Source organism: Leptospira congkakensis (assembly GCF_004770265.1).
Taxonomy (GTDB): Bacteria; Spirochaetota; Leptospiria; order Leptospirales; family Leptospiraceae; genus Leptospira_A; species Leptospira_A congkakensis.
In genome coordinates this window covers 214,161-238,386 of the sequence record NZ_RQGQ01000016.1, presented here as the reverse complement: position 1 = coordinate 238,386, position 24,226 = coordinate 214,161, and the positions used below count along the sequence as shown (strand labels likewise).

Annotated in this window: 20 protein-coding genes; 13 read left to right on the top strand and 7 right to left on the bottom strand. The window is 38.1% G+C overall.

All coding sequences use genetic code 11. The features are described from left to right. The first annotated feature begins 6 nt into the window (after positions 1-6). Positions 7-525, top strand: a complete 519-nt coding sequence (locus tag EHQ70_RS11495; RefSeq protein WP_135586525.1) for a hypothetical protein — start codon at positions 7-9, stop codon at positions 523-525. Here EHQ70_RS11495 and EHQ70_RS11490 read toward each other — a convergent pair. The 7 genes from EHQ70_RS11490 to EHQ70_RS11460 form a co-directional block, all read right to left on the bottom strand. Beyond that, complete coding sequence (locus tag EHQ70_RS11490; protein ID WP_135586523.1) at positions 502-1,344, bottom strand: alpha/beta hydrolase; 843 nt, start codon at positions 1,342-1,344, stop codon at positions 502-504. The two genes, EHQ70_RS11495 and EHQ70_RS11490, sit on opposite strands and share 24 nt — an antisense overlap. Next, positions 1,307-3,292 carry an Lnb N-terminal periplasmic domain-containing protein gene (locus EHQ70_RS11485; RefSeq protein WP_135586521.1) on the bottom strand — a complete coding sequence of 662 codons (1,986 nt, stop codon included), beginning with the start codon at positions 3,290-3,292 and terminating at the stop codon, positions 1,307-1,309. Before EHQ70_RS11485 ends, EHQ70_RS11490 begins: the two co-directional genes overlap by 38 nt. Positions 3,293-3,334: 42 nt before the next feature. After that, entirely contained in the window at positions 3,335-3,820 is a 486-nt protein-coding gene (locus tag EHQ70_RS11480; RefSeq protein ID WP_135586519.1) for a DUF3015 family protein, read from the bottom strand. A 16-nt stretch (positions 3,821-3,836) separates the two neighbouring features. Continuing rightward, complete coding sequence (locus EHQ70_RS11475) at positions 3,837-4,340, bottom strand: DUF3015 domain-containing protein (protein WP_135586517.1); 504 nt, start codon at positions 4,338-4,340, stop codon at positions 3,837-3,839. Between the two features lie 228 nt (positions 4,341-4,568). Continuing rightward, a complete protein-coding gene (locus tag EHQ70_RS11470; protein WP_244288316.1) occupies positions 4,569-6,218 on the bottom strand; it encodes a serine hydrolase domain-containing protein in 1,650 nt (549 codons plus the stop codon). A 398-nt stretch (positions 6,219-6,616) separates the two neighbouring features. Beyond that, positions 6,617-8,743 (bottom strand): toprim domain-containing protein, encoded by a 2,127-nt coding sequence (locus EHQ70_RS11465; RefSeq protein WP_135586513.1) that lies wholly within the window; start codon positions 8,741-8,743, stop codon positions 6,617-6,619. A gap of 6 nt (positions 8,744-8,749) precedes the next feature. Next, the gene (locus EHQ70_RS11460; RefSeq protein WP_135586511.1) at positions 8,750-10,120 is read right to left on the bottom strand and encodes a DNA gyrase subunit A; all 1,371 of its coding nucleotides are present in this window, start codon (positions 10,118-10,120) and stop codon (positions 8,750-8,752) included. 239 nt (positions 10,121-10,359) lie between these two features. On the opposite strand from EHQ70_RS11460, the gene EHQ70_RS18585 reads away from it, so the two are divergent. The 12 genes from EHQ70_RS18585 (at position 10,360) to EHQ70_RS11405 (ending at position 24,226) form a co-directional block, all read left to right on the top strand. Then, positions 10,360-11,073 carry a hypothetical protein gene (locus EHQ70_RS18585; RefSeq protein WP_167481704.1) on the top strand — a complete coding sequence of 238 codons (714 nt, stop codon included), beginning with the start codon at positions 10,360-10,362 and terminating at the stop codon, positions 11,071-11,073. Further along, entirely contained in the window at positions 11,070-12,620 is a 1,551-nt protein-coding gene (gene gltX / locus EHQ70_RS11455; protein WP_135586509.1) for a glutamate--tRNA ligase, read from the top strand. The genes EHQ70_RS18585 and gltX overlap by 4 nt, the downstream gene beginning before the upstream one ends. Positions 12,621-12,777: 157 nt before the next feature. Further along, the gene (locus EHQ70_RS11450; RefSeq protein ID WP_135587193.1) at positions 12,778-13,320 is read left to right on the top strand and encodes an ATP-binding protein; all 543 of its coding nucleotides are present in this window, start codon (positions 12,778-12,780) and stop codon (positions 13,318-13,320) included. A 1-nt stretch (position 13,321) separates the two neighbouring features. Continuing rightward, complete coding sequence (locus EHQ70_RS11445) at positions 13,322-14,428, top strand: glycosyltransferase (RefSeq protein ID WP_135586507.1); 1,107 nt, start codon at positions 13,322-13,324, stop codon at positions 14,426-14,428. Beyond that, the gene (gene polA / locus EHQ70_RS11440; protein WP_135586505.1) at positions 14,425-17,244 is read left to right on the top strand and encodes a DNA polymerase I; all 2,820 of its coding nucleotides are present in this window, start codon (positions 14,425-14,427) and stop codon (positions 17,242-17,244) included. The genes EHQ70_RS11445 and polA overlap by 4 nt, the downstream gene beginning before the upstream one ends. Beyond that, positions 17,231-18,931 carry a hypothetical protein gene (locus tag EHQ70_RS11435; RefSeq protein ID WP_135586503.1) on the top strand — a complete coding sequence of 567 codons (1,701 nt, stop codon included), beginning with the start codon at positions 17,231-17,233 and terminating at the stop codon, positions 18,929-18,931. Before polA ends, EHQ70_RS11435 begins: the two co-directional genes overlap by 14 nt. Positions 18,932-19,100: 169 nt before the next feature. Then, positions 19,101-19,754, top strand: coding sequence for an SOS response-associated peptidase family protein (locus EHQ70_RS11430; RefSeq protein ID WP_135586500.1), 654 nt, complete (start codon positions 19,101-19,103; stop codon positions 19,752-19,754). A 155-nt stretch (positions 19,755-19,909) separates the two neighbouring features. Beyond that, entirely contained in the window at positions 19,910-20,686 is a 777-nt protein-coding gene (locus EHQ70_RS11425; RefSeq protein ID WP_135586498.1) for a GNAT family N-acetyltransferase, read from the top strand. Next, positions 20,683-21,813: a hypothetical protein gene (locus tag EHQ70_RS11420; protein ID WP_135586497.1), complete on the top strand. Its 1,131-nt coding sequence runs from the start codon at positions 20,683-20,685 to the stop codon at positions 21,811-21,813. The genes EHQ70_RS11425 and EHQ70_RS11420 overlap by 4 nt, the downstream gene beginning before the upstream one ends. A gap of 78 nt (positions 21,814-21,891) precedes the next feature. Continuing rightward, the gene (locus tag EHQ70_RS11415; protein ID WP_135586495.1) at positions 21,892-22,572 is read left to right on the top strand and encodes a biliverdin-producing heme oxygenase; all 681 of its coding nucleotides are present in this window, start codon (positions 21,892-21,894) and stop codon (positions 22,570-22,572) included. A gap of 4 nt (positions 22,573-22,576) precedes the next feature. Beyond that, positions 22,577-23,830 (top strand): MFS transporter, encoded by a 1,254-nt coding sequence (locus EHQ70_RS11410; RefSeq protein ID WP_135586493.1) that lies wholly within the window; start codon positions 22,577-22,579, stop codon positions 23,828-23,830. 33 nt (positions 23,831-23,863) lie between these two features. Beyond that, positions 23,864-24,226, top strand: a complete 363-nt coding sequence (locus EHQ70_RS11405; RefSeq protein ID WP_135586491.1) for an LIC13410 family lipoprotein — start codon at positions 23,864-23,866, stop codon at positions 24,224-24,226.

The window sequence follows — 24,226 nt, the reverse complement described above, 5'->3', positions numbered from 1 at the left end:
ACAATAATGATCTCGAATAACATTCGTTTAAAATCAACAATCATTGTTTTTTTTATGATTCTATTCGGACTTGTTTTTGGATGTGCCAAAAAAAATGTTTTTGTGAAACTGGTTACGTCTGAAACAGATACAGGACTTTTGTATTTAATCCGACCTGAACACGCTTCTCTGGCACTTTGGGATTATGATTGTATTTTATCCCGATACCCAGGGAAATTTTCTTCTTCGGTCAAACCAACGCCGATCTACACAATAGAACTAGAAAATGGCTCTCTAGGTTATTTGCGATTACAAGAAGGAACTTATCAATTAGATGTGGTAGGCAAACCCGATGCAACCAAAGTGTTTCAAATTAAAAAAGGTGAAGAAAAATATATCGAATTCAAAATCTTTAGTGAAACAAAATTCAGTAGAAGTGAAATTACATTTCGTGAAATTAACAAAGAATATTCTTTAGAGGAAATCCTCTCCGTTCCATTGTTCACAGAACGTTCATTTGTATCAGTACAAATGCCGATTGAGTAGAACCAAAAAATCTTTTGCAAACTTTGACCTACCAAGGTTCATCCAGTCCACATGCCCTCCTCCTCGAATTTCCCAAAATACCTTGGGCTCACCAGCCAGACCAAAAATCTGTTTTCCATTCTCAAAAAAAACAATAGTATCTTCTGTCCCATGAATGATGAGGATTGGAATTGGAGAAAGGCTGGCAATAAAATCACGAGGGCTTGTGTTGTCATGGAATAACCAGGCAAATAGGTTCCCAATTGGAGGGAATAATACATGATTCATAGTCTGTTTGGCAACATCCCGATAAGACGAAAAGGAACCGTCGATACAAAGCAAAACAACTTCTTTTTTTTCTTTCCAGTCAGCTACAGAACGCATTGCAATTGCTCCACCAAGACTCTGACCATAAACGATAAGTTTGGATTCTTTTTGCCTGCTTTCCTCTAACGCAAAATCCAAAACTAAATTACTATCTTCTAATATATCATCTGGATCAGGTTCACCTTCCGATTCACCGTAACCTCGATAATCAAAAATTATCAGTTCATATCCATGGTTCACAAGCCAGACAAGAGATAAAAAATGAGTGCTCATATTTTGTCCATTTCCATGGAATTGTAATATGACTGCTTTAGGTTTTTCTACTGCTTGTGAATGAATTTTCCATACACTCAACTTCACACCATCCTTGGCAGTGATAAATGATGGTGTATAAACAAAACCCATTTGTTTAGGAGTAAGATATATTTCTTTCGTAGGATGGTAATACAAAGAAGAACAACTAATAAATAAAAAATTAAAATAAATAATGATAAGAAACAAGAGCTTCTTCATAAAACCTTTCTCCATTAACTTCCACTCGTAACTCATGTGTATTTGAAAATGCATATCGAATTTTAAATGTTGCATAATATGTATTAAAGTTTTGACTGAGTTGGTAATTTTGAGCCGTAGCACCTGTAAAAACCTTCCAATTCCCCCACTCCTTTTGATACAACAAACTGACATTGACACCATACCGAACATTATTTTCAAACATCCTTCCGTTTTGGGCTTTAACCCCAGCAAGAACACTAAGAACTCCCAAACTCATTGGTGTTTTTCCAAATTCATTTGAAAAAGAATATCCAAAACGAAAATCAAAATTACCAACTTGTTTCCGGAGAGTTTCATCATTATTTCGGTAAACAGCAGTTTGTATTCCAGTATCTAACATATAAGTAATATCTTTTGATATAGAATTATATGGATTGATTGATGTCACCTTTACCGCACTCATCGAAGTTAGTTCGGGTTTTTTATTTTCATAAGTCCTTACAGTTGTATCAAAAAATGCTAACTCAGAATTGGGGGCGTGTCCTTTACTCACATTCAACAAATCATGATAAGCGATTCTGTATTGAAACTCTGCAAAATTCCCCAAAGAAGAGGCACCAAATGATGTGGCCACTCGGCTCAGTGGATGAGAAGCCTCTGGGGGTGTCGACAAAGGAACTTCTTCTTTGGAAGTATATTCGTCGGTTTGTTTACTTCTAAAAACGAGTAACTTATCGTAATATTCTTTATGTTGTTTAGGTATTTCTTGCTTTGAAGTATAACGATATCTATATGTATCCAAAACGGCATCAGTCACAAGTGACATACGAAAATTATCTTTGGGTTCAGGAAGGAAAGCTTTTTCAAAACGAATCATTTCAAAGTATGTTGTTCGTTCTTCGTCTGTCATATCATATATTTTATATTTAATTTTGGAATATAAAGAAGGACGATATTTTTTAGAAATAACAAGTCCATCTTCAGCTAAGTAAAGTTTAATGGTATCTCCAGGAGCAACAATCCATCCAGGTTTGTTACTAATATTTAATTCCGGCATCGCAACTTCCAAAATTTCCATCAAATGATAGGAACAGTTTTCGTTGATAAAAAAATAATCAAAGTCAGCCCGACCCATCTCCCAAAGATGTCGCATAAACCTATCTCGTTCTTCTGGTTTTAACTTTAATTTATACTCCCAAAGATCTCGACTTTCCATATCATTGTATTCGTTAACTTTCAAATAATAAGGGAAGATAGCAAAACTACCTGGATATCCACCGGTCAGTCCACGATAAGCATAGGAGAATGGATCCATGTCCACTGGGTTGGCTGCATAGTTCACTCCATAATCTAACAACTCAGCATTTTCATTTATCTTGTTATTGAGTTTGATGAGAGTATGTCCAAACATAGAAGCTGGAGCTTGCATATAATAAGAGGAAAAAACTACAGACAAGGAATCAGGATTTAGGGAATCTTTCCAAACTTTAAATCGTTCACAAGAAACTTCCGGTAATCGACTTTGATCAAACTTCAATTTTTCTTTTAGCCAATGGTATCTCTCTGGAAAATAACATTGAGGATGTAACAATTCCTCTTGAATGGCTTCTTCTGTAAAAAAACTATGAAGTGTGGCAATTAGTTCTTTTTCTGGATTGTATTTCCCGTCTGGGGAAAGGAAATAACGTTTGTTATCTACTTCACTCTCCAGGTAACCCCATCTAGTTTTTTTGAATCTTAACAATCGATACCAATGTGTTTCTTCTGATAGATGTTTTTCTTTTGCTTCGTTTATGAGTTCTTGTAGATATTGTTTGGCCTTTGGAGATTTAGGAAGGTTTTCCCCTTGTTTCCTTGAAGTAATAAAATCTAGTTCGAGAATACTTGTACTGCTAGGAGGTTCGATGGCTCCAAGAGAAGTAGTGAAGAGTATGAATAAAAAGGTAAGTAGGTACAGAGGAAACACCAGAGCATCCAAATATGGAATACTCTGATTTTTTACAAAGGATTAGATTTTGCAGTAATTTTTTACTGTTTGGTCTTTTTCCAAAGTTTCATGAAGGTTAGACAACATCAAACTTGGGTTTGCTTTCGATTCTTCAGTGAAGATTCTAGAGTAGTTTTCTCTAACTACTTCATTAAAACGAACACCAGATTTGCATTCAAAAAGTGTAGCTAGGTTAGAAAGTTTTTCACCTTTACCAGCTGCCATTTCTTGTTCTAAACTATCAAAGTTCATGTGAACATAAATTTCACGTGCATGTTCTTTTTTTGCAACACCGTCTGCTTTACAGTTAGATGTTCCAGAGGTGATACCAAAAGTTTGGCTTCCTGAAGTTCCGTTAGTAGTTGCGGCAAGAACTTGGTTACCACCTGGCATGACAAGAGTTCCAAGACCACATCCAGCCATACCGTATTTCGGTGCAGCAGACATTTGTGAAGCAAGGAGAACCATGGAGACTCCGATTGTGGAGATGAGTGTTAACTTTTTCATTTTATTTCATATCTCCTTAGATTTGTGAACAAGACTTAGCGAGGATTTTATCGCTTTTAACTTCTGACTTAACTGCTGAAAGTACACTTGCAGGAGTTGAATCTTCAGTAATGAGTTTAGCGTAGTTTTCTTTCGTCACTTGGCCAAATCTTGATAAAGAATCGCTAGAGCAACCAAGAAGGTTTCCAAGAGACTCTAATTTTTCCCCTTTCCCAGAAGCCATTTCTTGGCCTAGAGAATCATAGTTCATAGTGATGAACAATTCTTGTACTTTGTCTTGTTTGACAACACCGTCAGCAGTACAATTGGAAGTTCCAGATGTAATACCAAACGTTTGGTTTCCGTAAATCCCATTTGATGTCGCTGCAAAAATTTGAGTGATATCATTGGTTGTGATAATCAGTGAACCTAAACCGCAGCCAGCCATACCATATTTTTTTGCTTCCACAGATGTAGATGTCATAGTGACAGCTACAAACGCAGCAGACAAAAATAGGATTGTGGTAATTCTTTTTCCCATTTCGAATTCTCCTTTTGAAACTTTCGAATCAAATTCCGACGAACTCTAATCGATTTTTTTGATTCGTCAAAAACTTTTTTGACTCGATTTGGAATTTCTTTCCTAAAAAATACAAATGACAAAAAAGAATTAGAATCAGGGTAAATGGGGAATTATGTGTCGTATAACTTTTGCTGTTTTATCCAATGGAAAAGGAAAATCCCTCAAGAATTTGGGGTAAAAATTTCCTTACTTTTCTAAAAATTCGATTCCTGAATACACTAACCTAGGTTTGCCATCGACCGTTTTTAGTTCGATCCTTTCCCCTAAGTTCCGTCCGTATCCCAAAATTCGAAGGGTAGATTCTTGTTCCCATTGGCAAGGGAATTGGTTAGAATTTTCCATTCCACCTAACGAATAATAAACAGTGGCGTTCAAAAATCCACGTTTGTCTTCTTTCAGTTCCACTCGTGAGATCAGTGAATACGGGTCTTTCGTTTGATACGTTGTCAAAAATGATTTTTCAGACAATCGGTAGTCAGGTTTTACCAAAACTCCAAAACCCCAACTTCCTTTGGATGCATTCAATGAATACATGGTAAAAATAGGAGTCCCTTCCCAGGGTTCAAATTCGATCCGCATGGATTCCAAGGTTTTTTCTTTTATTGGAATCAAACCAAAAAACAAACGTAAGTTGGTTCCAAATCGGTTATCTTTTTCAACTAAATCAAAGTCAAAACCCATCATTTCTATTTTAGGTGGATTTCCTGGTTTTACTTCATGAATTCCCAAAGGAGAAACATAGAGGCCATAAAAACCATCTAACCTATTTTGTTTTTTTCGTTCAAGCAAAGGTAGGTCTTCCAATTTTAATCCTGTTTTGTATTCGTAAGTTATATCCAAAATATCTTTGTTAGCTGGTCGAATCGAAGCAGTAGCAAAACTCAGAGTGTTTCCCACAAGAAAACTAGCGGTTTCTGATTCTGGATCATAAATCAAATCTGCAAAAAAGGGAGGCAGTGATCCAGAATGCCCTGAAATCCAAATACTTTTGTCACCACTCTTCCTTTCTTCCATCAAAACAGGAAGGCCTAACTTCATTTGAAAATTCGAACTGGGTCCTTTTTGTATGCGATGGAATTCGAAAAAACTGGATGGGGAAAGAAGGCCATTCCCTCTTTTACTTTGAAAGAATGTCTTCATAAAAAGACCCATATCTTCTCCGGTGGTCGAAAGAGAACCAGCCGTCAAATCACGGATCACCGGCCGAAGGGTTTCTGTTTTCCAAAACAATCCAGAATATCCAGTCACTAATTCCGAACCTTCATTTAGCTCTAACAAGGTGGAGTGTTTCATTCCGGCTTTGGAAAATAGATTCTTTTGGAAATACTCTTCAATCCCAATGCCAGAGGTTCGTTCTATGACGATTCCAAGTAACCCAAACCCAAAATTGGAATAGGAATGTGCTTTGCCTGGTTCGTTTCTTTCCATCTGCGAAAGTGTTTGGGGAAGAGAACGAAAGGCAGCTAAAATCTCAGAATCCTTAGTAATTGGAGATAGGAAAAAACCAGAAGCCCTATCAGAAGGTAAGCCTGATTGGTGGGTTAAAATGTCTCGAATGGTGATTTCACGATACTTTTGTCCCCGAGAAGGCATCCCAACTACTTCGGGAAGGTATTTGGAAACAGGATCATCTAACTTTAGTTTGCCTTCCTCTTGTAATTGTAAAAGAGCAATTCCAGTAAATAGTTTTGTGATACTTCCTATTTTAAATCTTTGTATCTGGCCTTTTTTGTCTACACCAAGAGAACCTGAATGCACCACACCATCACCTAATAAATACATATACGATAGTGATTTGATTCCTGAGTTTTCAACTTCCTCTATTTTGGACAACACCGCTTTCTCCGTAACGGTTAAGTCATTATGATAAACCTCCTTTGGTTTTTCTTGAATAGAAGAACATTGGAGAAAAACTAGAATGTTTAAAAAAAGGAAAAAAGAAATTCGTTTGCGATTCGAGAAAGGGGGGAGAGGCAAAAGGATTGGCAACGTTCGGATAGGAAGAAGAGGATCTTCCTTTACCTTGGATTTGGTCTTAGACGGTGGCTTTTTTGAAGGCTTTGTATTTTTAGGAGACCTAGATTTCATTCCCCTTAAAAAATAAAATCATACATCTACCGCAACCCCATAAAATAAGAAACTCCTCAAACCTACGGAATGAGGAGTGAATGCTATTCAAAATAGAATCAATAACATTCGGCATCTAACTCCGAATGAATTTTTGAATAAAAACTTTAGTCTTCGATCACACTCATTGAGTATTCAGAAATTGCTTCGCGGCGTTTTTCTGCATAGTCTTTGTGGAACCAAAGGTCTTGGGTATTTTTGGCAGTTTTTTTGTTTCCCACAGTGATGGTGGTCATACAATGATCGACGGCATATTTCATTGCCTCTTTACCAGTTTCTCCAAGTCCCTTGTTTCGTTTTTTACGAGTGATCTCTCCACCTTGTTTATTTACTTTGGCAACTAACTTATCATAGTCGGTATCATCGATACAGAATGCAGTTTCTTTTTTTGCATCTTTCCACTTCACATCCACTTCATAAAGTGGTGCTGCGGAGATATTGATAAAACCTAAATCAAAAAGTTCAGGCCAATATTCATAGAAAAAGGACAACATGAGTGAACGGATTGCATATCCATCAAAATCCGCATCTGTCATGATACTGATTCGATCGTAATGCAATTCATCAATGGACTTAACTTTTTGGTCAAGAGGTAGACCCACAATAGCGACAATGTTTTTCATCTCTTCGTTTTGCATTGCCTTAGCGAGTGACATCCCTTTACAGTTAAGAGGTTTACCACGTAATGGGAAAAGCCCATGTAACTTTGGATTTCTTGCCGGACGTAAACCTGCAATCGCCGAGTCCCCTTCCGCCACAAATAGAATTCGGCCTGGATCGTTTGGTTTGCCCGTTGGAGGCATCAGCTTAGGGATATTGTTCCGAGACGCCTTACGGAGGCCTTTCTGCGCGTCCTCGAGCTGTTTTAGCTGGGTTCTACGCTCCATCACCATCTTAATTTCTTCGATGAGGCCTGTTTTCTTTAAAAGTTTGTCCAAATGTTTGTCCAGTGACTTTCGGATGTCCTCATTCAAATCATTGATGAGATAAGACTTATCTTGGGATTTAAAACGTGGATTGAGGATGCGAAGGTTCACATACATATGGAAACAACTTCTAACATCGTTACGTGTACATTGTGTGTTTAGTTTCTTTTCTAAACTGACAATTTGAGATTTTTTACGAACCTCGTCACAAAGTCTGTTTTCCAAATACTCGATGGCAGATCCACCCTGTGGGCAAAAAATCGAGTTTACCCATGTTAGGTTTTTGTTTTGGCCCAAAACCACATAAGTTTCCATATGGATTTGAGAAGCAGAAGTTTTATCTGCATAATCTAATTTATAGTAAACCATCTCAGAGTTACTAAAAATTTCATCAAATCCCTTTTTGAATTTGTACTTTTCCTTTCCCGTTTTGTGAATGAATACAACTTCGAGACCTGGATTCGACATGGCGATGTCTTGGAGATACTGCTTCACCAAATTAATGTTAAAAGTAGTATCTAGGTTATTAAAATAAGCAGGATTTAATTCAAACTCTACAGTAGTTCCATGGTCTTCTTTTTTAGCAGTTTCAACAACAGCGGTCATCCCTGTTTTGTCACAAGGTGCTTTTAGTTGTTTGATTTGGTCTGCGGAAAGAAGAGGACAATCTGCAAAAGTTCCGTGTTCATCAAAATACAAAAACACTCTTTCCATATCTTCTTTAGGAAGTTTGAAACTACGAATGACTTTTTTAGCATCATCATGAATGCTAAACATCTTCTTATAAGCTTTTCCACCATTGATGGTTTTCACTCTGAAAAAAGAAGAAACCATTCTTACAAGAGAGATCCCCACACCGTTTTGTCCGGCGACATGATCTTCCTTCGCAATATCATCAAAGTTTTCCCCATACATCAAATGCAGGTAAACACCTTCCGCATTGTCTGCAGGAATTCCACGACCATTGTCTTGGATGGTAACTCGTTTGCGATCGGTTGACAATTGGATGATGAGTTTGTTCATCTTGTCTTTTTCTGGGATGGATTTGTCGTTTAAGTTTTTACGATACTCATCCACACAGTTCATACAAGCTTCATCTAAACATTTGATTTTAGCCGGAATGTCAGAGAGTTCTTCGTGGGACACTTCGTACGTTCCCGCGTTATTTTTTGTAAAAAAATGTTGTTCAAATGTAGACAATGAGTTTTGGCCAAGCCACATCCCTGTCCGCATCCGCACGTGTTCTACGTGAGATAATTTCTTAAAATTTCGCGAATTTCCTGAGGTTTTTTCAGTTTTTTGAGCCATATTAAACTATTTCGGATCCCATTTTTTCTTTAGTTCATCAAGTTCATCGGTCATAAAACCGGTGAGTTTTTTATCGTCTTTTTGTAATGATGTGTATTCGGTGTATTTAGTTTTTGCTTCTACAATCGCATCTTCACATTTACGAACTTCTTCTAAAGTCATTCTATAGACGGGAATAGAACTCAACCATTCGAAATAAACGAACTTGGCTGCTTTCAATTTGTCTTCAAATTCTTTTTTGGATTTAATCCCTGTTACTTTTTCGTTCCATTTTTCTTTAATGAATCGAATGAGTTCTGAGTTACGATCGATCTTTTCTTTTTCGAGTCCCGCCAATCGTTTGAAACGACGGATGAGATGTGTTTTTCTAAAATCACAGAATCGTTTGATGATTTCTTCAGGAGTGAAGTTACGAAGTTTTCCTTCGTGAGTGATGACGTTGATGGTTAGAACTTCATTGTTCTCTTTGGAAAACAATTCTTTGACTTCTTTTTCAGAAGGTTCTTCCCCTTTTTTAGCAACAAGTTCGATTTTGAAAGTTTGGCTGGAATGATCTATGTAGTCTTTCAACCAATTGTCTTTTTTCTCAATCAAATCATCTAGATAGTTTACTACCTTTTCGCGGTTCCAGTTCATTGGAGAGTCAACAAGGAACAACTTTCCATCTTCTTTTTTGAATCCAAAAGTAGTCGACATCACAGTATTGCCGTTGTCATTTTTGGACAACTTCACTTCCCCACCGTACCCTTTGTACCATGGAGTGATTTTTTTCGGTTTTCCTGTTTTTAGATAAGTAACTTGGGACTCGATCACATCACTGAGTTTGTGGGCTGGAATGAAACAACGAAATCCCGTTGCAATTCCTTGGATGTTATTTAAGAGTACAACTGGAACTTTTCCTACAAAATGAATGGGTTCATCTTCGGTTTCATCATAGTTTTTGACATAATCGATGTCCGGTAGGCTTTCGAAGAATCCTAAATCCTTAGCAAAGTCGGAGAGTTTGACTTCCGTATAACGGGGAGAAGCAATCGCATTCGGGTCCAAAACGTCTCCGAAGGTTCCTTCCCCATGTACCAAAGGATAGTTATTTGCAAATGCAAAGTCTTGTGCCATTTGCGAAAGGGCATCTTGGATGGAACGATCCCCGTGCGGATGGTATCCCATAGCAAGACCGGCAACTTTTACTGTTTTTGTGTGGCGGTTACGGGCATCAGAGTTCCACATCGCCCATAAAATCCTTCGTTGAACAGGCTTTAGACCATCAATTTCTTGCGGAATGGCTCTCGAATCGCATACGTAGCGAGAGTATTTCCTTTGGTCATCATTCACTTGGTCTTCAAAGGGGCGTTTTGGATACTGTTCTTCGTTCTTCATGGGTTCCAATGACACAGGGATGGGGTGAATTGACTTGTCAAGCGGTTTTCCCTTTTTAGACTGGCGATACGCACCGGTCTATGTCCCCAGAAACTCAAGTATACTCCCGATTCTATTGGCTTTTATGTACCTTGATTTTTTTTTCTGGATCCAACTGCCAGAACCTGAAATCACTCATCATCAGAGAGCCAATTTCAGAAATTCCCGCATCCGTTCTCTACCTAAAATCTCCAAGAAAAATGAATCAAACATTCTTCAGAGAAGGTTCTTCCCACTTCCGATTCATCGAATGGGAACCAGGGAAATCGACCGGATATGCAGAGAAAATCGAGTTTAGTTTCCTTGCTTATGATGGTAATTTTTTATCAAAAGCAAAACAAGAGTTTGGAAACGAACCATTTGAATCTTATAAAATCATTTGGAACAGAAAGATAGGAAAGTTTAAAAAAGAAGAGTCCGAAAAAAGAATTTTCTTTGTTTATACGGAATCATTTTTTTCAGAAACAAAAGGTTCCTCACTTTCAAACCTACTTGAAAACAAATCAAACAACACAGAGAACAAAACAGAAATCGAAGAGTTTGATATATTTGAATTAGGTGGTGATACAGGACTTCTCATCGAAGAAGGGATTCGTTCCAAACTTGGTGGTGATAGTCGTTGGTCACATAGTTTGGGAAGTATGGAATTTTTTTCCTCTTCCACTGTTTTTACAAAACAAGAAAATAATACAATCCGGTCGGAACATGTTTCAAATCATTACGATTACTTACAACTTCGTTATGAATGGAATCAAACAGAAACCGACAAACTATTCTTCAAACTTATCTATAAAGAAAATAATACACAAATTTTCTTTGTTCCGCCATACACAAATGGACTTACTTCTAAAACAAAGGAACCATTTGGTTATAAGCGGATCGGAGACTTTTTACTCAAAGAGGAAATGAAATGACAGAAGTTCGCACTCGTTTTGCACCATCCCCATCTGGATTTCTCCATGTAGGAGGAGCAAGAACCGCATTATTTAATTATCTATATGCTAAGGCCAAAAAGGGAAAATTTTTACTTCGTATCGAAGACACAGACCAAGACCGTTCCACAGAAGCATCTTTCAAAATCATTTTAGAATCTCTAAAGTGGCTGGGAATGGAATGGGACGAAGGTCCAGGAGTGGGTGGCCCGAACGGCCCGTACACTCAGTCCGAAAGAATTCATATTTACAAAGAATACACTGACAAACTCATTTCTGAAAAAAAAGCGTATCGTTGTTTTTGTTCCGCAGAAGAACTCGAAGGCAAAAAAAAACAAGCCGACGCCATGGGAATTCCTTACATCTATGATGGAAAATGTTCGGATCTAACTGATGGAGAAATCCAATCCCAAATTGAGAAAAAAATTCCCTTTACTGTAAGATTCAAAACTCCAAATAAAATTGTGATCGTGGATGATATGATCCAAGGAAAGGTAAAGTTCGAATCCAAACTCATTGGTGACTTTATCATTGTGAAGTCCGATGGATTTCCTTCGTATAACTATGCTGTGGTGATCGATGATGCTCTGATGAAAATCACACATGTGATTCGGGGAGTGGGTCATCTTTCTAACACCCCTCGCCAAATTTTAATTTTTGAAGCTTTTGGATTTCCACTCCCAAGATTTGCTCATGCCAGTGAAATTGTGGGAACGGATGGGAAAAAACTTTCCAAACGTGCTGGTGCAACATCGGTTCTTGCATTCCGTGATTTAGGTTACTCCAGTGATACCATGCGTAATTATATGGCATTACTTGGATGGACTTCTCCTGATGGTAAAGAATACATGAGTGACGAAGAACTTTGTTCCGTCTTTGATGTGGAACGCTGCTCTAAATCTCCTGCTACCTTTGATGTATTCAAAAAGCTGAAAGAAGAAGAAAAGGAAACTGTTGATTTTAATAAGTTATCTTTACTTGGACTTGCAGAATATTTAAATCCAAAATCAAAACTCAACTGGATGTCGAATAAATACATTCGCGATGTAAAAATTGAAACCTTAGGAAAGGAACTCGAACCATTTCTAAAAGACTGTCAAATTCCAGAAGAATATAAAAAAGGGACGAACCCACAACTCCTCTCGATTTTAGATTCCGTACGTGTGTATTTGGACAGACTCATCCAAGCCCCACCGTATATAGAAGAATTCTTTTTAGAAAATCTCCAGTTTGAAAATGACGAAGCCAAACAACTTGTTTTGGAAGGGAACGGAAAAGCGGTCGTATCGGCTTTTTACCAAAATGTGAAATCAGAGAAATTGGAAACTCCCGATGCTTACAAAGAAGCAATGGCGAAGGCTGGCGAATCCACTGGTGAAAAAGGAAGAACACTTTTTATGCCGATTCGAGCCATCACTACGGGAAAATCCCATGGTCTTGAGTTACCCATCCTCTTTAGCCTTCTCGGCCAAGAGAAGCTTGTCAAACGGATGGAACAGCTCGCAAAGGCTCTAAATATCGCAGTTTAGGAAATTTTTTCCCTAGGCCTTGCCGATTCTGGGATTTTTGACTTTTTTTCTCCCTCTGCTTCGTGTAATATGAGTATAGAGGGGGACAAGGCGACCGTTGACAGCATCATCTGAAGTTTTACCGTATCTATTATGTCCCTCTGCAGGGTCGTATGCGATGTTCCTGCCTCCCGATATGTCGTCTGTCAAACATTTCAGAAAAGAACTCAAACGGACTCTGGAAGACAACGGATTTAGTTCTGACAATATCATGCATATTGAACTGGCTGCTGATGAAGCATTGACAAATGCCGTCTCTGCAAACGTTTCCTGTCACTGTGATGAGACCATTATCTGTCGGTGGAGGATTGATTCCTCAAAATTCACACTTTATATTTTGGATTATGGATCAGGTTTATCCGAAGAAAGTTCTCTACCAGATACGGACAAAGAACTTCTCAGATCCAATCAATCCCAATGTTTTAGCACCTTCCTCGATCATATCAAAAATCACCAAAGTAAAAAACCGGATACCCTTCCTTATAATGGCTCAGGCCAAAAACATAAGAACATGGGAAAAGGATTGAAAATTATCAATGCCATGATGGACTCCGTTAAAGTAATGTTTCACGGAGAAGGAATGGTAGACGAAGCACCGGCGGGGTTCAAAGTTATGGGTTCCATCATCGCTCTCGAATACGACCGTTCCAAACACTTATAATTTGATCCTTCATATCAACACTTCCCGCGAATGGCGTGGTGGAGAACAACAGCTTTATTATTTAGTCCAAGGACTTGCGACTTTCAAAATTCCACAGATGGTTGTAGGCCAACCAGGTTCCCCTTTAGAAACAAAATGTAAAGAGAATGGATACGAATTTGTTCCGATTGAAATGCGTGGGGAATGGGACAGAAAAGCTTATAAAAACATTCGTTCTCTTTGTATTTCCAGAAATGTAAAACTCATCCAAACTCATACGGCTCACGCACATACACTTGCTTTACTTGCAAAACGAAATCATCTAAACATTCCATTAATTGTTTCTCGCAGAGTGGACTTCAAACCAAAATCAAGTTTTTTCTCTAGATGGAAATACCAACATTCAGCTAACGATTATTATCTTCCCGTTTCCCAAAAAATCAAAGAAGTTATGATCGAGAGTAAAATTGCTCCAGAAAAAATCATCACTGTTTATTCTGGAATTGATTTGAAACGTTTTTCGAAATCGGCACCTCACGAATACCTAAGAGAAGAATTCCACATTCCCAAAAAATGTATCGTGATCGGAAATGTGGCAGCACTAGTCGATCATAAAGACCAAGAAACCTTATTGAATGCAATTTCAAAGATGAAAACAAACATTGATTTTCGACTCATGATTGTTGGTGATGGGAAATTAGAAAACAAACTCAAAAACCAAGCCGAACAATTAGGAATCAAAGACAAAGTCATTTTCACCGGTTACCGTAAGGACATACCGGCCCTACTCTCCTTATTCAACATTTTTACACTTACATCCAAAGAAGAAGGGCTCGGAACTTCTGTTTTAGATGCAATGGCTTCAGGCCTTCCTATTGTTGCCACCAATGGTGGCGGGATAGGTGAGATGTTAGACCATAACGAAGGGGCTTACGTCTGTTCGGTGGGAGATTCTGAAAGTATCGCTCAAGGTTTAGACAAACTGGTTGGATCCGAAGAATTAAGAACCAAGTTCGGAACCTTTAACAAAACTTCGGTAAAACGATTTTCTGTTACCAAAACGGTTGAAAAAACAAAACTAATCTATTATTCCTTTTTAGGAGATGCTTTGTACGGAGAAGGAACATGAGCGGAAGACTTCTTATCATTGATGGCCATGCTTTAGCTTTCCGAGCTTATTTTGCATTTGCAGCTTCTAACCTAACCAATTCCAAAACGGGACTACCAAGTGGTGCTGTTTTTGGATTTTGGAGGATGTTATTCAAACTCCTCCAAGATGAAAAAGTATCTCATATTGCTTTTACTTTTGATCCAGGCACAAGACTCGAAAGAAACGATTTGTATGAGGACTACAAAGCACATAGAAAACCAATGCCCGAGGATTTAAAACCTCAGATCCACAAAATCTATGAAATGTTAAAAGCTTTAGAATTCCCTATGTATAAAATCGACGGAATCGAAGCTGATGATATCATTGGATCCTTATGTAAAAAATTTGCAAAAGATTTTGAAGAAATTGTAATTCTTTCCAGTGATAAAGACTTATACCAAGTCTTAGACAAAAACATACATATGTTACGTGGGAAACGAGGAGTTTCCGAATTCGAAAAAATTGATCCCAAATGGGTAGAAACCAATATTGGAATTACCAAAGAACAGGTCACGGATTACATGGCACTGTTAGGTGATGCTTCAGACAACATTCCTGGAGTCAAAGGGATTGGAGAAAAAGGCGCCGCTAAACTCATCCAAGAGTTTGGAAATTTAGAAACCATTTACAAAAAACTAGACCAGGTAAAAAACAAATCTCTGATCGATAAACTTGCCGCCGACAAAGAAAATGCATTTTTATCTAGAAAACTAGCGACCATTGTCACCAACCTCAAACTCGATATTAAAAAAACAGATTTAAAAATTCCAAATTATTATGATCCGGCCAAGGTACAATATTTCAAAGACGAAGGATACAATGTCCTTCATCGTGATCTTGCCAAACAAGCAGGGATTCCGATCGCAAGTGATGGAGATTCTAAAGATAAAAATGCCGAACCATCCACTGGCAAAAAAGAAAAAAAATCTAAAGAAGATGAAGCAAACGAAGAAACCGATAAAAAACCAAACAAAGGTTCTGCGATTGCTAAAAAGAATTACAAACGAATCCAAACTTTAGATGATTTGAAAAAAATTGTTGGGAAACTGGATTCTAAAAAACCAATTTCCGTGGATACAGAAACCACTTCTCAAGATCCAATGCTTGCAGAATTACTCGGAGTTTCTTTCTCCCAAGAACCTGGGGTTGCCTACTATGTTGCTTTCTCTCATCCAGAGTCCATCTATAGCCACCTCCTCCCTTCTCCCGAAGAAGGGCTCGCCGTTTTAAAACCAATGTTGACCGATCCTAAGTGGAAAAAAATTGGGCAAAACATTAAATACGATTTTTTAGTGTTAAGAAATTACGGAGTGGAATTAGCGGGAATTCATTTTGATACCATGCTTGCTTCCTATCTATTGAATCCAGGGGAACGACGCCATAATATGGATGATATGGCCGTTGATTATTTGGATTACAAAACCATCACTTACGACGAGTTAGTTGGAACAGGAAAGAAAAAACAAAATCTTTACGATATTGATCCAGAAAAAGTTTCTGAATATGCCTGCGAAGATGCAGACATCACCCTACAACTTCACAATATCCTGGCGCCAAAAATGGAAGAAGGAATTCACAAAAAACTTTTTTATGAAATCGAAATGCCGGTGTTACATACTTTGGCTGATATGGAATTTGAAGGAATAGCTGTAGAAAAAGGATATTTCGAATCTCTTTCCAAAACCTTTGACGCAAAAATCAAAGAACACGAAAAAAACATTCACTTTTACGCAGGAAGACCATTTAACGTTAACTCAACGAAAGAACTCCAAACTGTTTTATTCGAAGATTTAAGATTACCTGCAGAGAAAAAAACACAAACAGGATATTCCACAGACCATTCGGTTTTAGAATCTTTACAAGGAACTCATCCTATCATTGATGATTTACTTGGTCTCCGGAAATTTTCCAAACTAAAATCCACTTACACAGATACTCTTCCGACACTCATCAATCCCAAAACGGGACGTATCCATACGAGTTACAACCAAACCATTGCGGCTACGGGAAGGTTATCCTCCACAAATCCAAACTTACAAAACATTCCGATAAAAGATGAAGAAGGAAGATTGCTCAGAAAGGGTTTTATCGCCAAAAAAGGTTACGAAATTCTTTCTTTAGACTATAGCCAAATTGAGCTAAGAATTATGGCTCACTTTGCCAATGATCCACAAATGATGGATGCTTACAAATCGGGAGCCGATATTCACAAACGAACGGCCGCTGGGATCTTTGGAATTCCGGAAGACAAAGTAACGCCTGATATGCGAAACAAAGCAAAAGTCGTAAACTTTTCTGTCATTTATGGGGTCACTTCCTTTGGTCTTTCTAATAACTTAAGGATCAGCCGCAAAGAAGCAAAAGAATTTATCGAAAAGTATTTTGCCACCTACAAAGGTGTTCAAACTTATATGGAAGAAATTGTGGAATTCTGCAAAGAACATGGGTATGTGGAAACACTGCTGGGCCGCAGACGTTACCTACCCGACATCCACTCGAAACACAAAATGGCAAGTGAAGGTGCCAAACGTGTGGCCATAAACTCACCTATCCAAGGAACTTCTGCGGATATGATCAAACTGGCAATGATTCAGATTGATAAAAAAATCAAAAAAGAATCTTTCCGTTCCAAACTCCTCCTTCAAGTCCATGATGAACTTGTATTTGAAGTGGATCCAAAGGAAAAAAAGGAATTCTACCAAATGGCAAAAGAAGAAATGGAATCTGCAATGAAGTTAAAAGTTCCCATTGTCGCACAAGGTAAGTTTGGCGGTAACTGGGATGAAGCACATTAGGCCATTTGCCTTAGTATTTCTTTTTTTTACATTCTATCTTTGGAGCACAAAAGTCCTATTCGAAACAGACAATCTCTATGGTCGTTTCGATTGGGACATGTATAGTTTCCATGTTGAGTTTTTAAGAAAATCTTTTTTAGAATTTGGAACCTTCCCTTTATGGAATCCTTATTACGGTGCCGGTTTTCCTGTTTGGGAAAATCCAACAAGTAAAGTTGGAAGTATCACTCATCTACTTTCGATCCTAGTTCCGACACTCACTGCATTAAAGATTAGTTTCCTAATTTACTTTATCCTTTCTGGAATCCTTAACTTTTACTCTTTTCGTCTCTATACAAAATCTTCCTACTTAACTTCATTTCTCTTTGTATTTCTATTTCAATTTTCAGGATTTGTATTTCAAAAATTATATGCAGGCCACTTAAACCAAATCCCTGCTTTATTTTTACCTTCGCTTGTCTTTTATGTTTTATACTTTGTTCAAAAACAAAATTGGGGGATCGGTTTTCTGATTGTTTCCATCACCTATATTTTATTATCTGAAGGAAGCATCTACCCACTCACACAAAGTTTATTTCTTCTTTTCTTTTTAGTTCCCCGCGAAATTTATATCTCCAAATCACCAAAACAAAGTTTCCTTCGCTCCATCAAACTTTCAGTTTTTGTTTTGATTCTTCTCGCCTTCAAATGGTTTCCCATGTATCAATTCATTCATTCAGTGGGAAGGCATTTCGTGGCCGACAAGTATCCTTTGGATTGGAAGGATTTATATCTTATTTTTTTTGGATCTTCCCAACACCCACTGCTTGCAAACTCAATTTCACAAATGCAATATAGGTATTGGGAATACGGAAACTATCTGGGACAAGTTCCTCTATATCTATCTCCTCTTCTAGTTTTCACAAAGAAAAGAATGCTATCTGTTTTGATTCTTCTCGGACTTGTTGTGTGGACGATGATGGGGAATCTTTCTCCGTATTCACCAGCAAGCTTTTTAGAACATTTACCCATTTATTCTTGGGAAAGAGTGTATCCCAGATGGAGCCTAAGTGTTGTTTTTTTATATGTTTGGTGTTTGGCGGTGGGATTTCAAAACCTATGGAACAAAATTCCCTCTAGGTATCATAAAGTTTTCGGTATTCTAACTATTCTTTGTTTATTCTTCCATACCCAAGACACAAAACAAATGAATACAAAATACTTATCTGAGATTTTCATTCTACCTTTACCAAAGATAGACATCAAAAACCCAAATATCTATCCAATCACTGTGCCTACAGTTCCTGATTACGGTTCTGATTCGAGGATGTTACCCGCCATCCAGTCAAACCTTTCCACCAACGATATCTATGAAAACTTAACCTTCTATTTCACAAACAAAACCATAGACGACAAGGATTACAGAGGAGAAGTATATCTTCTTTCTACAAAAAAAGAATTCAAACCTAAATCATGGAAACCGGATCGATATGAGTTTGATAAATTACCAAAAGGAGAAACTTTGATTTTCAATCAGAAGTATCATCCTGGGTTTGTTTCTTCTATTCCAGATTTAGAGTCTTGTTCCTATAATGGATACCTTGCGATACAACCAACAAAGGATATTCCAAATGTTACTATTTTTTATTCTTTTGGTCGGAGTGTTTGGTATTTCCGAAAACCTTGGACAAACTGTAAAACATTCTGAAGTAAAAAAAAATTTTAAAAACCAACCGCCTAAATATTTTATCTGTCACTAAGAAGGAAAACAAATTGTTGACAAAAATATTCCGATACAATTTCTTTCAGACTTTCTCATTTCCAACCTGACTTAATCTATTTGACACAATTTGATTTCAGACACAAATTTTACCACTATGTGTAACTTGTTATCTTGGAGGCTCGTATTAGAAGGTGAAAAACAAGCTGATTGGTTTCATCGACTATCCCAAGATACAATCAATAGACACATCAAAGCAAACTCCGCCCTTTTTGAAATCAAACACCCAAAAAGTCAGATACAATCTTTTCAAATGGATGGCGAAAAAATCATTTCTTCAACCAATGTATGGGGAACAAAACCATCCTGGTGTCCTGACTTTCTTACCAATACTAAATCGGAAAAATTAGTTTCTTCTCCTTTTTGGAGTCAGTACATGCAAAACCGAATTCTAGTTCCTGTTCATTCTTTTTTTGAATGGCAAACCCAACGAACCGGCAAAAAACATAAGTATGAAATTACATTCAAAAACCCTAATTCCTATTTTGCTGGATTATGGGGGGAAGAAAACGGGTTTCGCTGGATTACCATTCTTACTGGTGAAGCAAACGAAAAAATGAAAACCATCCATAACGATGGAGAAAACAAACATCGCCAACCCATTGTTATGCCAACGCAAAATCAAAATCATTGGTTGAATCATTCTGTCATAAAGCAAAACGACATTACAGACCTGTTGTATAGGTTCACTCCAGATGATACAACGGAAGTCGATCTGAACAAGGAACAAACCCTATTCGACGAAATATAAAACTCATATATTTTCTAATCTTCAACACATTTTGACTGTCACCAATTTGTAACAAACGAACAAACCATTCTAGCAACTGATTTTCACCCTTTTGTCACATTGTCGTAACCGATTCATTTTACCTTATCCTCAGATAAACAAGAGGATAGAATCCGATGAAACCAAATACAATAAACAAAACAGAACGAATCCTAGAAGTTCGTTTGGCTGAAAACCAACTAGAAATTGAAAGAGCACTTGCACTACGTTATGAAGTGTTCAACTTAGAAATGGGAGAAGGTCTGCCACAATCTTCTGCTACACGTAAAGATCGTGACGAGTACGATTTGTACTGCCACCACCTCATCGTTATCGATAAATCGACTGAAGACACAAAAACCGTAGGAACCTATCGCATTTTAACTCGTCAAAATGCAAAAAACGGAATTGGTTTCTACAGTGAAAACGAATTTGATATCACTTCTATTTACAACCTTCCGGATGAAATTGCTGAAGTAGGACGTTCTTGTGTTCACCCTGACTACCGTGATGGTTCCGTGATTTCTTTACTTTGGCAAGGTCTTGCTGAGTTTATGAATAAACATAATGTTCGTTATTTGATGGGTTGTGGATCCATTCACTCCACTGATGCAGATGTTGCTTCTCAATCCTATGGATTTTTGAAAGCAAAAGATGCTCTTGCTCCTGAAGAATTTCGAGTGTATCCAAACCCTGACTTTGTCCTTCCAGGATTTGATGCTGATTTTCATGTAGAAGATCCGAAATCGATCTCCAAAAATATCCCTCCACTTTTGAAAGGATACCTCCGAGTGGGTGCTAAAATCTGTGGAATTCCTGCACTGGATTCTGTTTTTGGTACTACAGATGTGTTTATTCTTTTCGACCGCAAGGAAATCACGGAGAGATATGCGAAACACTATATGAATGCATGAGCCTTAACCAGGAAATAGATTACCAGCACCCCACAAAAAAGGATCAAATTCGATTTTTCGGTTTTACCCTTTTTTTGGTTCTTACGATCTGTGCCGGTTATTTCCTGGGCCTTCCTCGGTATTATCTCGGATGGTTTTCTTTTGCGATTGCGTCGTTTTCTGTGGCCGGAAACGATGCAGTCCAAACCATCGGAACCTTTATCGAGAGTAAAAAATCGGTTCACTGGCTACAAAAGATTCTCGTTTTTGGTGGTCTTTTATTTTTCGTTCATTTGGTTGCTTGGTTTTTGCACGGTGGCGAAATCCATTTTCATAGATTGGATTCTATCCCCGAAACCAAAGATTTCAACCTTCTCCAGCTTCTAGCACCTGTTTTACTCGTTGTCATTACTAGACTCCGAGCTCCTGTATCTACAACATTTCTCGTCTTAGGTTTGTTTGGTGGGAAGAGTATCGACCAAATGTTAACCAAATCCTTTTTCGGGTATGGCCTCGCTTTCCTTGTGGCCATTGTTGTTTGGGCCATCCTTGTCAAAGTAGACCCACACGAATACCATGATGTCCACACACCAGATCCTGTTTCCGAACGCAGGTGGTCTAGATTGCAATGGCTATCCACTATGTATCTTTGGGTGGCTTGGTTATTACAAGACACAGCGAATATTGCCGTATTTTTACCACGCCAATTGGGAATCATCGAATTCTTAACGGCAGTACTCATTCTCATCGTTGCCTTACTCATCATCATTCGTACCAATGGTGGAACCATCCAAAGAGTGGTTTCTGAAAAATCAGACATCCAATGGGCAAAAGCTGCCACCATTGTCGATTTGGTGTATGGAAGTTTGTTATTCTTTTTCCAATACGTAAGCAATGTCCCCATGTCCACCACCTGGGCCTTCCTCGGTCTACTTGCTGGTCGTGAAATCATTCTAAATGTCATCACCTACCAAGACCTGCCTTACCTGGATACCTTCCGGAAAGTGGGAAAGGATGTGGTTCTCGCCACCATTGGAATCCTTGTCTCCATTTTGGTATTTTTCCTTTCCTATTTCCTCTACCCAGAGCAAAGGGCAAACACCCCTCTCGAATTTTGGAAAACGCCAGTCCAAGAAGATTCCCTATAATTTTCTTTGACAGTCCGAGCAATTGTCAGGGTAGTGTCATATATGAGATTCATTCTCACATAGACAACAGGAGCCATTATGTCCATAGCAATGATGTTACGAGAAGGTACTGCCGATAAACACCAAGAAACCGAAAAGGTTCCTTACATTCGGGCCATTTTTAGAGGCGGACTCGACGCCCAAACTTATACCTACCAATTGGAAAGCCTACAAGCTGTTTACGCAGTGATGGAAGAACTCTACCGCCAAAACAAAGATAATCCTATCCTTGCTAAACTATATTTCCCAGCTCTCTTTCGTGAGAAATCTTTGGGAGAAGATATCGCGAGTTTCCAAAAGAAATTTGGAACCAAACTTCGTGGTTCTATTTCCAAAGCGACACAAAACTACATTGACCATATCAAAAATACTGCGAAAACCAAACCAGAACTTCTAGTAGCACAGGCTTACGTCCGTTACTTGGGGGATCTTTCTGGTGGCCAATCCATCAAAAAAGTAGTAGCAAAAACTTTTGAATTGGAAGGAAATGAAGGAACTGCTTTTTATGAATTTCCTGAAATCGAAGACCTTATGGCTTTCAAAGGAATCTATCGTCAAAATTTGGACACTCTTCCTTTGAACGATACACAAAAAGCAGAACTATTGGCAGAAGCAAATGCCACTTTTGATTTGAATAAGTTTTTGTTTATTGAACTCGATTCCGACCTAAAAGAAAATATAGGAATGGATCGTTACCAAACTCTTCTACCAGCAGGTTAATTTTTTGGGATTCCCGTATACTTTAGTAACTTTAGTTTTTTTATCCATGCTGCCGGTAACAATGATTGTGCCGGTAGTGAAGGATGTTGTAAAGGATCGATTGCTCGGATCTAATTGGGAAGTTGCCTACTTCACAAGTATTCCCATGCTCGGTTCCTTTCTATTTGCGCCGGTTGCGGGAATTATCTCTGATCGTTTTAAAAACAGAAAGTACTTCATTAGTTTTTTCTGTTTTGTAGACGCAGGACTTTTTTATTCACTCACAGTTGTCACCGATATGGGTCTCTTTCTTTTTTTAAGATTCCTAGAAGGCGCGGCTCATATTTTTATCATCGGGCTTTTGCTTAGTTCCGCTGCGGATCGTGAAAATGATCCAGAAAACAAACGTTACTATGGCAAAGGAATCCTCATGGGGATCACGGGAATGTTTTTATCCCTTGGTGGTGCTTTCGGAATGCCTCTTGGAATTCTAGGAAGGAAAAATCCCCTTTTGCCATTTTATGTAGGTTCTGGGATTTTAATCTTTGTTGGGTTAATGAGTTTACTCATGTTAAAAGACAAAGGGATTCATAAAGCAAAAGATTTTAAGTTCAGTGACTTGAAAGTTGCCATTTTCGAAAATCCATTTTTATTTGTTCCGTTTTTATTCAACTTCATTGACCGTTTTACTGTTGGTTTTATTATTTCTTCCTTCAATATCCATTTACGGGAAACACTTGCCTTCCATCCAGGAATGCTCGGTGTATTTTTAGGACTTGTTCTTTTCCCAATGAGTTTACTTTCCTATCCCTCAGCTCTCCTCTCTCGCAAAACAGGCGTTCTACCCCTTGTCCTTGTGGGATCCACAATCTATGGAGTGTTTCTCGGGTTATCTGGAACTACTAATGATTACTGGCTTCTTTTCACCTTTTTACTCATCTGTGGAATTGGTGCTGGTGTAATGTTTGTTCCTTCGATGATGCTTGCGAGTAAAATGTCAAAACCAGGCCTTACCGCCACAACCATGACGGCATTTACGGGAGTGGGTTCTCTTGGGTTTATGTTAGGGCCAGTTGTTTCCGTTCAAATGCAATTGGTCTTTGAATCTGCTTTACCACCAGAATATAGTTTTTCTGCACTTTCTTTCTTTTTTGGATTTTTGGAGATAGGACTTGTGTTTTTGACCATTCCATTTTTCAAAAAGATTTTGGGAAAAATGAACCGAATCGATGAAGAAAGGGAAAAGATATCACTTGCCAACCCTGATCCGATCATGTAGAATCTTACCTTAGTCCATCTAAGGTAAGGGTTTATGATCAAAAAACTTTTGATACTCAGCACACTCGCTTCCGTTTTGTTTTTAGTTTCTTGTACATCAGGAAACAAAGTACAAGCGGGTAGCACTAAAGTTCATCCACACACAGCACTTCGCAAATTAGAAATCGATATGATCAAAGTGGGGGATGGTTTGGTAAAAACAGAAGCTGTTCTTGGCAAATCGACTGAAAAATCAATCGATCCTAGTGGAACAGTGATGGTATGGTATTTTGCAGAAGATCGTGATGTTCCAGAACAATACTACACTTTGAAAGAAAAACCAGATGCAGTAGAAAAGTTTTTGAAACTCACTTTTGATCCGAAAAACAAAATCACTGCAAAAGATTTTAAACTATAA

Excerpts from the sequence above, each read along its gene's own strand:
- EHQ70_RS11495 (WP_135586525.1), top strand. The coding sequence starts at position 7 with ATGATCTCGAATAACATTCGTTTAAAATCAACAATCATTGTTTTTTTT.
- EHQ70_RS11460 (WP_135586511.1), bottom strand. The coding sequence starts at position 10,120 with ATGAAGAACGAAGAACAGTATCCAAAACGCCCCTTTGAAGACCAAGTG.
- EHQ70_RS11490 (WP_135586523.1), bottom strand. The coding sequence starts at position 1,344 with ATGAAGAAGCTCTTGTTTCTTATCATTATTTATTTTAATTTTTTATTT.
- EHQ70_RS11475 (WP_135586517.1), bottom strand. The coding sequence starts at position 4,340 with ATGGGAAAAAGAATTACCACAATCCTATTTTTGTCTGCTGCGTTTGTA.
- EHQ70_RS11450 (WP_135587193.1), top strand. The coding sequence starts at position 12,778 with ATGTTCCTGCCTCCCGATATGTCGTCTGTCAAACATTTCAGAAAAGAA.
- EHQ70_RS11430 (WP_135586500.1), top strand. The coding sequence starts at position 19,101 with ATGTGTAACTTGTTATCTTGGAGGCTCGTATTAGAAGGTGAAAAACAA.
- EHQ70_RS11415 (WP_135586495.1), top strand. The coding sequence starts at position 21,892 with ATGTCCATAGCAATGATGTTACGAGAAGGTACTGCCGATAAACACCAA.
- EHQ70_RS11405 (WP_135586491.1), top strand. The coding sequence starts at position 23,864 with ATGATCAAAAAACTTTTGATACTCAGCACACTCGCTTCCGTTTTGTTT.
- polA (WP_135586505.1), top strand. The coding sequence starts at position 14,425 with ATGAGCGGAAGACTTCTTATCATTGATGGCCATGCTTTAGCTTTCCGA.
- EHQ70_RS11420 (WP_135586497.1), top strand. The coding sequence starts at position 20,683 with ATGAGCCTTAACCAGGAAATAGATTACCAGCACCCCACAAAAAAGGAT.
- EHQ70_RS18585 (WP_167481704.1), top strand. The coding sequence starts at position 10,360 with ATGAATCAAACATTCTTCAGAGAAGGTTCTTCCCACTTCCGATTCATC.
- EHQ70_RS11465 (WP_135586513.1), bottom strand. The coding sequence starts at position 8,743 with ATGGCTCAAAAAACTGAAAAAACCTCAGGAAATTCGCGAAATTTTAAG.
- EHQ70_RS11435 (WP_135586503.1), top strand. The coding sequence starts at position 17,231 with ATGAAGCACATTAGGCCATTTGCCTTAGTATTTCTTTTTTTTACATTC.
- EHQ70_RS11480 (WP_135586519.1), bottom strand. The coding sequence starts at position 3,820 with ATGAAAAAGTTAACACTCATCTCCACAATCGGAGTCTCCATGGTTCTC.
- gltX (WP_135586509.1), top strand. The coding sequence starts at position 11,070 with ATGACAGAAGTTCGCACTCGTTTTGCACCATCCCCATCTGGATTTCTC.
- EHQ70_RS11425 (WP_135586498.1), top strand. The coding sequence starts at position 19,910 with ATGAAACCAAATACAATAAACAAAACAGAACGAATCCTAGAAGTTCGT.